Here is a 10,232-nt window from a genome sequence, read left to right as displayed (position 1 = left end):
CGGTAAGCATCCTGCTTTGCCTGGAAATAGGGATCGTGGACACGCTAAAGGATCGTGACCGGTCGGTCTGACATGGGAAGCGGGGACAATTGCGGATAGCTCCGGGGCCGCTATGCGGCCCCGGTGCTTTCAGATGCGCCTGCGTTTGCCCAGGCTGGGAATGGTGGTCTGCGGTATCACCACCTCGACCTGTTCGAGGCGGGTGCTGGCCGCAAGCCCCGCCAGCGTCGGCTGGCTGAACAAGGTGCGGGCATCCACATGTAGGCCGGCCTGGCGCATGCGTGCCACCAGGCCGACGGCCAGCAGTGAATGGCCACCCAGCTCGAAGAAGTTGTCATCCCGCCCGACTTGCTCGATTTTCAGCACATCGGTCCAGATCTCGGCCAGCGCGGTTTCCAGCTCGCCGCGCGGGGCCTGGTAGGCGCGGCTGATCACCGACTCTGCACCCGGCGCCGGCAGGGCCTGGCGGTCGATCTTGCCGTTGTTGCTCAAAGGCAACTGGGCCAAAGCAACGAACGCCTGCGGCACCATGTACTCGGGCATGCGCGCCAACAGGTGACTGCGCAGTACTTCAAGCGCCGGCGCGCTGCTGCCCTCGCGGCAGGTGAAGTAGGCCACCAGGCGCTCTTCGCGCATCAGCACCACGGCCTGGCCGATTGCCGGGTGTGCGGTCAGCGACGCTTCGATCTCGCCAAGCTCCACCCGCAAACCGCGCAGCTTGACCTGGAAGTCGTTGCGGCCGACGAAGTCCAATTCGCCGTCCAGGCGGTAGCGCACCAGGTCGCCGGTGCGATACAGCCGGTCGCCCTCGACAAATGGGCTGGCGATGAAACGCTCGGCCTGCAACGCCGGCAGCCCAAGGTAGCCACGGGCCACGCCGACACCGCCAATGTGCAACTGGCCCACCGCACCCAGCGGCACCGGCCGGTCGTGCGCATCGAGCACATACAGGCGGGTATTGGCGATCGGCCGGCCAATCGGCGGCGCCAGCAGCGGCAGGGGCTCATGGGGCTGCAAGGTCCAGGCGGTGCTGTCTACCGTGGCTTCCGTGGGGCCATAGACGTTGTGTAGGCGCACCTTGGGCAGGCGCTCGCGCACACGCTGCAGCAACGCCAGTGTCAGTTCGCCGCCGCCGCAGAAGATGTCCGTCAGGCTGGTGCAACCCTGGACACCAGGTTCTTCGAGAAACTGATGCAGCAACGCCGGCACGAACTTGATCGTGGTCACCTGGCTGGCCTGGACCCGTTGCACCAGGTACGCAGGGTCACGATGCCCGTCAGGGCGTGCCAGGACCAGGCGCAGGCCGGCGGTCAGCGGCCAGAACAGCTCCCAGACCGAACCGTCGAAACTGAACGGCGCCCGCTGCAGCAAGGCATCGCCCGGGCGTGGCGGGCAGATTCGCGAACCCCAGTGCATCAGGTTGCACAGGCCACGGTGCTCGATCATCACCCCCTTCGGGGTGCCGGTTGAGCCCGAGGTGTACATCACATAGGCCAGTTGCGACGGGCCCAGGCCAGCTACCTGCGGGTCAGTTGTCGGGCAGGCGTGCCAGTCGCCACGGTCGAGGTCGAGCACAGGGCCTGGCAGTTGGTCGAACAGGCCCTGGGTAGCGCCGTGTACCAGCACCACCGTCGGGGTACTGTCATCAAGCATGAAGCGCAGGCGCTCGGCCGGGTAGCCAGGGTCCAGTGGTACGTAGGCACCGCCCGCCTTGAGCACGCCGAGCAACGCCACCATGAGTGCAGCGCCGCGCTCGACGCACACCGCCACCCGCGCATCCGGGCGTACGCCCAGGCCGATCAGGTGGTGGGCCAGGCGGTTGGCCTGGGCGTTGAGGGCCTGGTAATCGAGGAAACTGTCGTCGGTCTGCAGCGCGATGGCCTGGGGCGTACGCCGCACCTGGGCCTGGAACAGCGCAGGCAAGGTCTGCGTGACCGGGCTTTGCAGGTCTTGCGTGGCGTTGAAACCATGCAGCAAGCGGTGTAGCTCACCTTCAGGCACCGCGCACAACGCCGTCAGGCTCACGCTGCGGCGTTCGGCAAGGGCGCTGCCCAGCTGGCGCAAGGTCGCCAGCAAGTAGTTCAGTACCCGCTGCGCGCCAATCGCTCGCGGCGCACGCACGGCAAGCTGCAGCCCGTCGGCGTGGTCGTCGACCGTCAACACCAGGCCATGGCTCAGGACTTCACTGGCCTCGACCAGTTCCACACCCGGCAGCACCTGCCCGTGCAACACGGCCCCTTGGCGGTAGTTGATCAGGCTGTCGAACAGCGCGGTGCCCGCCGGCAGGCCGCTGCACCGCTGAGCGAGCATCAGCGGTGCGTCCTCGTGGCCGAGCAATGCGGCCAGGCCCGCGTGGGTCTCGCCCAGCGCCTGTTCGACCGAACGATGCTCCAGCTGCACCCGCAACGGCAAACTGTTGATGAACATGCCCAAGGCACGATCAGCGCCTTTGCCCGCCATGCTGCGGCCCAGCAGCACTGTGCCAAGGGTGACTTCATCACGCCCGCCGAGGGTCCCTAGCACCTGGGCCCAGGCCAGGTGCAGCAAGCTGGCGAGGCTCGCCCCCTGATGCCGGGCCTGGGTACGCAACAACCCCGCCAGCGGCGCTTCGACGGCCTGGCTATGGCTGTGCAGATCAAACGCATCCACCGGCTCGCCGCCGAGCCCGGCAATAGGCGCAGGCGGCTCAATGCCGGCCAGTTGCTCGCGAAAGAACGCCTCGTGCCGTGCCTGGCGCTCGGCAGCCGCACTCAGCGCCACATACTCGCGATAGGGCACAGGCGCCGGCAGCTGTTCGCCACGCCCGGCCATGAAGGCTTCGAGCTCGCCCAACAGCACCTGCAGCGAGACGGCATCGTTGACCAGGTGGTGGAAGCGCAGCAAACCCAGCCAGCGCCCGTGCTGGGCATCCTCGGTGCAGGCCAGCGCCATCATCGGTGCCTGGCGCAGGTCCAAGGGCCGATGCTGGGGGTCGTAGTGGCTGCGCAGTTGCCCGGCGATGTTGCCGTCGGGCGCTGTCGTCAGCCAGTTATCGACCGGCAGGCGCGCCTGGCGCCAGACCACCTGTTGGGGCTGTTCGAGCCCCTCCCAGGCCAGGCTGGTACGCAGGATGTCGTGCCGGTCGATCACCTGCTGCAACGCCTCGCCGAAGGCCTGCAACTGCTGGGCGCTGGCAAAGGCGAACAACGCCTGCTGCTGGTAAGGGTCGCGTACATCGGTGACATGGTGGTACAGCAGGCCCTGTTGCAGGGGGGCCAGCGGATAGATTTCCTGCACGTTGCCAGCACCGCCCGGTACCGAGGCGACGATACGGTCGATGGCGGTTTGCGTCAGCACGCTGAGCGTGAGCATGTCAGGCGTGATGCGCTGGCACTGCGGCGCTACCCGGTTGGCCGGTATGCGAACGGCTTCCCCGACCATCACGGATGCGGCGAGGCTGGCCAGGGTCGATTGGCCGAACAGCACCTGCACATCGGCTTGCAGGCCTTGCTGACGCATTCGCTCGATCAGTTGCACGGCCAGCAGCGAATGGCCGCCCAGCTCGAAAAAGTGATCCTGGCGCCCTACCCGCTCGACCTGCAGCAATTCAGCCCAAAGCACGGCCAGGCGTTGCTCGACTTCACCAATGGGCACCTCATGTTCGCGGCGCACCTTGGCGGCTTCGTCCGCAGTCGGCAAGGCGCGGCGGTCGAGCTTGCCATTGGCGGTCAGCGGCCAGGCCGCCAGGTTGACATAGGCCACCGGCAGCAAAGCCGCTGGCAGGCGTTCGCGCAGGTGTTCATGCAGTGCCCGCGGTGTTACCGCCAACTGGCCGATGTACCACGCTTGCAGTTGGCCTTCGCGCAGCATCACCACGCACTCGCGTACCGCCGCATGGCTGGCCAGGGCGGCCTCGATTTCAGCCAGCTCAACCCGGACACCGCGGATTTTCACCTGGTCGTCGTTACGCCCGAGGTATTCCAGGGTGCCGTCGGGCAGCCAGCGCACGAGGTCGCCGGTGCGGTACATCCGCGCCCGTGGCAGCGTGCTGAACGGGTCGTCGAGAAAGCGCTCGGCGCTCATCTGCGGCCGCTTGAGGTAACCCCGGGCAACCCCCTTGCCGCCCACATACAGCTCGCCCGGGGCCCCGATGGGCAACAGGCGGCGCTGCTCGTCGAGCACGTACAACTGCGTGTTGGCCACCGGCCCGCCGATATGCAGCGGGCCACCTGCCGTCACCTCGCCCGAGGTCGCCACCACCGTGGCTTCGGTGGGGCCGTAGTTGTTGATGACCCGGTAGCGCCGCTCGCGGGCCATGCGCCGCAGGCGGTCGCCGCCAATCAGCAGGGTCTGCAAGGTGGGGTGTAGCTCACCTTGGGCGAAGGCATGCTCGGCCACCGGCGTGGGCAGGAAGCTGACATCCAGCGGCTGGGCGCGCCACCAGCGGAGCAAGGCATCGATGTCTTCGGCACCGTCACGCACGGGTGCCAGGTGCAGGGTCGCGCCGCTGCACAGGGCCGGCCATACCTCCCAGGCCATGGCGTCGAAGCCGAAGCCGGCCAGGCTCGACTGATGGCGGCCTGGGCCCAGCTCGAACGCACTGCAGTGCCAGTCGATCAGGTTGGCCAGCATGTGGTGCTCGACCATCACGCCTTTAGGCTGCCCTGTGGAGCCGGAGGTATAGATGACGTAAGCCAGATCGCTGGGCAGCGGCTGCGCAGGCCGGGCCAGGGCGGCGGGCGGCGCGTTCCAGTCCCAGCGATCCAGTTCGATCTGCGCCAGACCATGCGCGGGAAGGCGATCACACAGCCATGACTGGGTCAACACGATGTCTGGCTCGCTGTCGCCCAGCAGGTAGGCCAGGCGTTCCTGCGGGTGGGCCGGGTCGATCGGCACGTAGGCGGCACCGGCCTTGAGCACGGCCAACAGGCCGACCAGGGTGTCCAGGCCGCGTTGGGCGACCACCGCCACGCGCCGGTCAGGCTTGGCACCCTGGTTCGCCAGGTGCTGGGCCAGCGCGTCGGCGCGGCGGTCGAGCTCGCCGTAGCTCAGGCTCTGGCCATCCTGAAGCGCTGCCAAGGCCTGCGGCGTGGCCTTGGCCTGGGCCTCGATACGACGATGAATCAACGCCTCGCCATTGTCGGGCCCTCGTTGCGCCGTGGCATTCCACTGCCGCAGGCGGGCGTGCTCGCTGGCGGTCAGCAGGTCAAAGGACGCGATACTTTGCTCCGGTTGTTCCAGGCCTTGCTCGAGGACGTGCAGCAGGCGCTCGGCCAGCGCCGTAGCGTCCTGTTCACTGAACCAGGCGCGGTTGTGCACCAGGTGCAGGCGAGCGCTGTCACGTTGGCTGTTGCAGCGCAGGTGAATGCTCAACGGGGTGGGTTCATGGCCATTGCAAACCATCACGGTGTGGCCAGGCACGTCACCGAAACGCAGGTCGTTGCCATCCTCTTCGAACGACACCATCAGTTCGAACAGCTGTGGCCGTTCTTCACGCAATGCGCCGAGGCTGCGGTTGAGTTCGCTGAGGGCGAAACGCTGGTGGCGGAAGTCCTGCTTGAGCGCATCGCGTATCCCCTGCACCAGCGCCGCGAAGGTGCGCTCGCGGCCAAAGTCCATGCGCAACGCGCTGACTTGGGTAAACAGCCCCAGGGTCGACTTGAACTGCGCGTTGCCGCGGTTGCGCACCGGCAAACCGACCACCCACTCGTCACGCTGCCAGGTGCGTGCGCTGCACACATGCAGGGCGGCCAGCAGTACATGAAATGGCGAGGCCTGCAGCGTGCTTCCCAGCGCTCGCATACGTGCCAGCAAACGGGTATCGAATGGCTGTTCGAGCACTGCGCTGGGCGGCGAAAGGTGTACCGCGTTACGCTCGCGCGGCGCCAGCAAGGCGTCCGGCAACTGCTGGTATTTAGCCAGCCAATAATCGCGGTCGCGGTCGTGCCGTGGCGAACCCTGGTACTGGGCATCGTCCTCGATGAACGCCCGATAGGACGGTGCGCCGCTCGGCAGGGGCAGCCCCTGTTCGAGCAGGTTGTAGTATTCGGCGATCTGCTTGAACCACTGGTCCACCCCCCAACCGTCGAGGACCAGGTGGTGGGCCTGTACGGCAAACAGGTAGCGCTGCTCGCCCAGGCGAATCAGTGTGGTGCCCCAAAGCGGGCTGGCATCCAGGCGATAGGGCGTCTGCATCCGGGCTTGCAGCAGGGCCTGGGCGGCCGCCCACGGCGCCTCTGCATCGCGCACATCGTGCCGCACCAGTTCCACTTCCAGGGTGGGGGCAAAGTACTGCCGCGCCATCCCCCCCTGTGTCACCAGCACAGTACGCAGGCCGTCATGCTGGGCAACCAGGTGCGCCAGTGCCTGGCGCAGCCGCGCGGCATCCACCCCGCCGTTCATTTCGACATAGGCGCCGATGTTGTACAGCGGCGAGTCGCCGTGGCTGATCTGGTCCAACCAGATGTCGCGCTGGGCAACGCTCAGGGCAAAGGTTTCGGCGGCAGGCATGAGTCGGCAGGTCCTTCTGATTGATCATCCGCGGATTCAAGCACCCCGCCCCCAGGCTGTATGGCCCCCGAAACCCGGACACACGCTGGACCTGTAGAAGCCTGCTGAAAAACATGTAGGAGATTTGCTACAGCATCTACCCGGTATTGCCTACACCCGAAACTATCGGCATGGAACAGGCCTGGATCGCCACGCTTCTGGCGTCAATTGGCTGGCCAAGCCCTCATTCGCCAGTACCGACACCGTCCGTGCCCCTGCCCACCTGATCCGCAATCGGTGGCACTTTCTGTCCCTGTTTTCCACTACAGACGCAGCACCCCGGCCGGGCTTGAATACCGCCACTCCCACCTACCCCCCAGAGGACTCGACCGCGAGACCACCCGCCGCAAAGCTTAGAATCAAGGAAGACAATGATATGAAGCTGACCGACAGCCTCGAACACCGCCCCGACCCGCAGTTGTATCTGCAACTGGGCGAACTGATCGCCAGTACCGGCGCCGAGCGCTTCGCCGACCAGATGTTGCATCTGGTAAATGCCCAGGTGCCGGTCCACAGGCTCGACCTCAGTGAATGGACCCTTGACCCACGCCAGGCCAGCGTCAGCCGCATCAGGGTACTGGGCAGTGCCGGCCCTGCCCCTGAACTGCCCAACGTCAACAACCTGCGCCACCCGCTGCTGCAAAGCATCATGCAGATGAAGGACCCGCTGCTGATCGAATTCAAAGCCCCACAAGACGCTGGGCAGCCTCGCCAGAGTGCCCACCAGTGCAACCTGGTGTCCTGCAGCGGTGTGCAGCGCTGGGTCATCTGCTTTCATCGCTTGCCCAGCCAGCGTGGCTTTTCGCTGGCTGAACTGTCGCAACTGAAAAGCCTGTCTGACACCTTGCTGCCGCTGGTCGAGCACCACGGCCAGTTGCTGCGCCAAGGGGGGGCACGGCATGCCGGCTCGCCGCTGGCCGATTTGCCAGCGGGCTCGTTGCGCCATTCGTTTGGCGAGCGCCTGGTGCAGGAAGCCGTGAGGCTGTCGACCCGGGAACAGGAGGTCTGCCTGGGCCTGCTGACCGGCGGCACGGTGCCGGAAATGGCGCAGCGGCTGAACGTGAAAAACAGCTCGATCGAAACCTACCTCAAGCGCGCCACCGCCAAGCTGGGGGTCAGTGGCCGCCATGGCCTGACCAAATGGATGGCCGGCGCCTGACTCTGCGAGACACACCGATGCCCCGATCTAGCCTTATCCTGTGCGCTGCGCTGTTGTGTGGCTGTTCGCTGGCCCCTGACTACCAGCGCCCAGGCGCAGCGGTGGCCGCGCACTACCCACAAGGGCCTGCCTATCAAGGCGATGTGCAGGCGCACCCGGCCGTCGATGACTGGCGCCAAGTGTTCCAGGACCCGGTATTGCGCCAATTGATCGACAACGCCTTGGCCAATAACCGCAACCTGCGCAGTGCAGCGCTTAATGTCGAGGCCTACCGTGCCCAGTACCGCATTCAGCGCGCCGAGCTGTTGCCCAAGGTCTCCGCCAATGGGCAGGGGCAGCGTCAGTACCTGCCGCGGCGCATGACCGGCACCGATCAGGGCATGATCAGCTCCACCTATGCGGCGACCTTGGGCGTGAGCGCCTACGAGCTCGACCTGTTCGGCCGCCTGCGCAGCCTCAGTGACCAAGCGCTGCTGACCTACCTGGCCAGCGACCAGGCCCGGCGCAGCACCCAGTTGAGCCTGGTGGCCAGCGTCGCCAGCGTGTACCTGACCTGGCGTGCCGACCAGGAGCTGCTGGCCCTGGCCAACGACACCCTGGTAGCGGACGAGCGCAGCCTGCGCCTGACCGTCAACCAGCGCCGCGCGGGTACTGTTTCGGCTCTGGACCAGATCCAGGCACGTACCAGCGTCGACAGCACGCGCGCGGCCGTGGCCCGTTACAAACGCCAGATGGCCCAGGACCTCAACCAACTGACGCTACTGGTGGGTGCCCCTGTGGCCGACGACCTCCGCGCCCTGCCCCTGGCCAATGAACAGATCGCCGGCTTGCAAGCCGGCCTGCCCTCCGACCTGCTGCAACGCCGCCCGGACATTGTCCAGGCCGAGTACCAGCTGCGCGCGGCCAATGCCGACATTGGCGCAGCACGTGCGGCGTTTTTCCCCAGTATCAGCCTGACCGCCAATGCCGGCAGCACCAGCCCCGCGCTCAGCGGGCTGTTCGATGCAGGCTCGGGTACCTGGCTGTTCCAGCCGCAGATCAACCTGCCGATCTTCACCGCCGGCAGCCTGCGAGCCAGCCTGGACTACGCCCGGCTGCAGAAGGAGATTCAGGTGGCGCAGTACCAGAAGGCGATCCAGGGCGCCTTCCAGGAAGTGGCGGACGGTTTGGCGGCGCGCGCGACCTACCAGCGGCAGTTGCAGGCCCAGCGCGACTTGGTGGCGTCGAACCAGCGCTACTACGACCTGGCCGAGCACCGTTACCGCATTGGCGTGGACAGCAGCCTGACGTTTCTCGATGCGCAGCGGTCGTTGTTCAGTGCCCAGCAGGGGCTGATCAATGACCGCTTGGCGCAGCTGGTGGCGGAGGTGAATCTGTATGCGGCGTTGGGTGGCGGCTGGCAGGAGGCTGCCGACGCTCACGCTCGCGATGGGGCGCCCGGCAGCGCGTTCGTGGGTCTAAACTGAACAGGGCCAGATCACCAGGCATGAACCGGGGGGCTTCCACACGCGGAGGTGTGAGATGAGCCAGTTCAAACGTTTGTTCGTCATGCTCGGCCCGCAGATGCGCCACACGCCCGCGCTGCAACGTGCGGCGGCTTTGGCCGAGTCTAGCGGTGCATTACTCGATATCAACGTATTCGTCGACGATGTCGACACGTTCGGCTTGATGAGCGACGGCCGGGAACGTGAACGGCTGCTCAGCGACAACCGCCAATGGCTGGCCGATGAAGCCGAGCAACTGGCCGATGCCGGCCTGGATGTGTCCACCGAATTGCTGCTGACCCGCGACCCGTTGGCCAGTGTGATCGAGCGCATCGAACGCCTGGGCTGCGACTTGCTGGTCAAGGATGTGCAGCACGAACCGGTGCTCAAGCGTTTGCTGGTAACCCCCCTGGACTGGCAGTTGCTCAAAGACAGCCCAGTCGCCGTGCACCTGGTCAGCGACATCCGCCTGCCCCTGCCCCGGCAGATCGCCGCCGCAGTAGACCTCAACAGCCATGGCGCAGGCGAGCACCTGGACGAGCAGGTGATTCACAGCGCCCATGCCCTGGCCTTGCAGTGCAACGCCGAGTTGCACCTGTTGCATGTGTGCGACGCAGCCAAAACCCATATCGCCGACTTCGGCGCCGGCACGGTCACCATGCCTGGGTTCGATGGCAGTGTGCGCACCGCGCAACGGGCGTCGTTCAACCGCCTGGGTGACCATCACCAGGTGCCATTGGAGCGCAGGCATTTCGTGGAGGGGCCGGCGATTCGTGCGATTGCCCAGTTCATCAGCCATAGCCGGGTCGATGTAATCGTCATGGGCAGCCATCGGCATGACGCCATGCAGACCTTCTTGGGCGGCACCACGGCGCATGTGCTGGAGCATCCGTTGTGCAATGTGCTGGCGATCAAGGCGGGGGCCTGAGGGTTTTCGTTACCTGCAGGTTGCGCGCCGTGTGTAGGAGCGGCCTTGCCGGGGCGGCGAGAGGTAAACTGGCACGGGCGCTCCACTTAAAAAGAATGCATTTGATAATGATTCGTAGTAATTTCGCGACGCT

At 66.0% G+C, this 10,232-nt stretch carries 4 protein-coding genes; 3 read left to right on the top strand and 1 reads right to left on the bottom strand.

Going from position 1 to position 10,232, the window contains the following annotated elements; all coding sequences use genetic code 11:
- Positions 1–129 precede the first annotated feature (129 nt).
- A complete protein-coding gene (locus PC358_RS04000; protein ID WP_033697698.1) occupies positions 130–6,489 on the bottom strand; it encodes a non-ribosomal peptide synthetase in 6,360 nt (2,119 codons plus the stop codon).
- 415 nt (positions 6,490–6,904) lie between these two features.
- Between PC358_RS04000 and PC358_RS03995 the strand changes: the two genes are divergently transcribed.
- From PC358_RS03995 to PC358_RS03985, 3 genes are read left to right on the top strand one after another with little or no spacing between them, the layout of a single operon-like run.
- Positions 6,905–7,687 carry a helix-turn-helix transcriptional regulator gene (locus PC358_RS03995; RefSeq protein WP_033697697.1) on the top strand — a complete coding sequence of 261 codons (783 nt, stop codon included), beginning with the start codon at positions 6,905–6,907 and terminating at the stop codon, positions 7,685–7,687.
- A gap of 17 nt (positions 7,688–7,704) precedes the next feature.
- Complete coding sequence (locus PC358_RS03990) at positions 7,705–9,153, top strand: efflux transporter outer membrane subunit (protein WP_033697695.1); 1,449 nt, start codon at positions 7,705–7,707, stop codon at positions 9,151–9,153.
- Between the two features lie 55 nt (positions 9,154–9,208).
- A complete protein-coding gene (locus PC358_RS03985; RefSeq protein ID WP_033697693.1) occupies positions 9,209–10,099 on the top strand; it encodes a universal stress protein in 891 nt (296 codons plus the stop codon).
- Positions 10,100–10,232: the final 133 nt, after the last annotated feature.

This window comes from Pseudomonas capeferrum, from assembly GCF_000731675.1.
Taxonomy (GTDB): Bacteria; Pseudomonadota; Gammaproteobacteria; order Pseudomonadales; family Pseudomonadaceae; genus Aquipseudomonas; species Aquipseudomonas capeferrum.
The sequence above is the reverse complement of the archived record's forward strand: the minus strand, read 5'-3'. Positions and strand labels throughout refer to the sequence as shown.

Excerpts from the sequence above, each read along its gene's own strand:
- PC358_RS03990 (WP_033697695.1), top strand. The coding sequence starts at position 7,705 with ATGCCCCGATCTAGCCTTATCCTGTGCGCTGCGCTGTTGTGTGGCTGT.
- PC358_RS03995 (WP_033697697.1), top strand. The coding sequence starts at position 6,905 with ATGAAGCTGACCGACAGCCTCGAACACCGCCCCGACCCGCAGTTGTAT.
- PC358_RS04000 (WP_033697698.1), bottom strand. The coding sequence starts at position 6,489 with ATGCCTGCCGCCGAAACCTTTGCCCTGAGCGTTGCCCAGCGCGACATC.
- PC358_RS03985 (WP_033697693.1), top strand. The coding sequence starts at position 9,209 with ATGAGCCAGTTCAAACGTTTGTTCGTCATGCTCGGCCCGCAGATGCGC.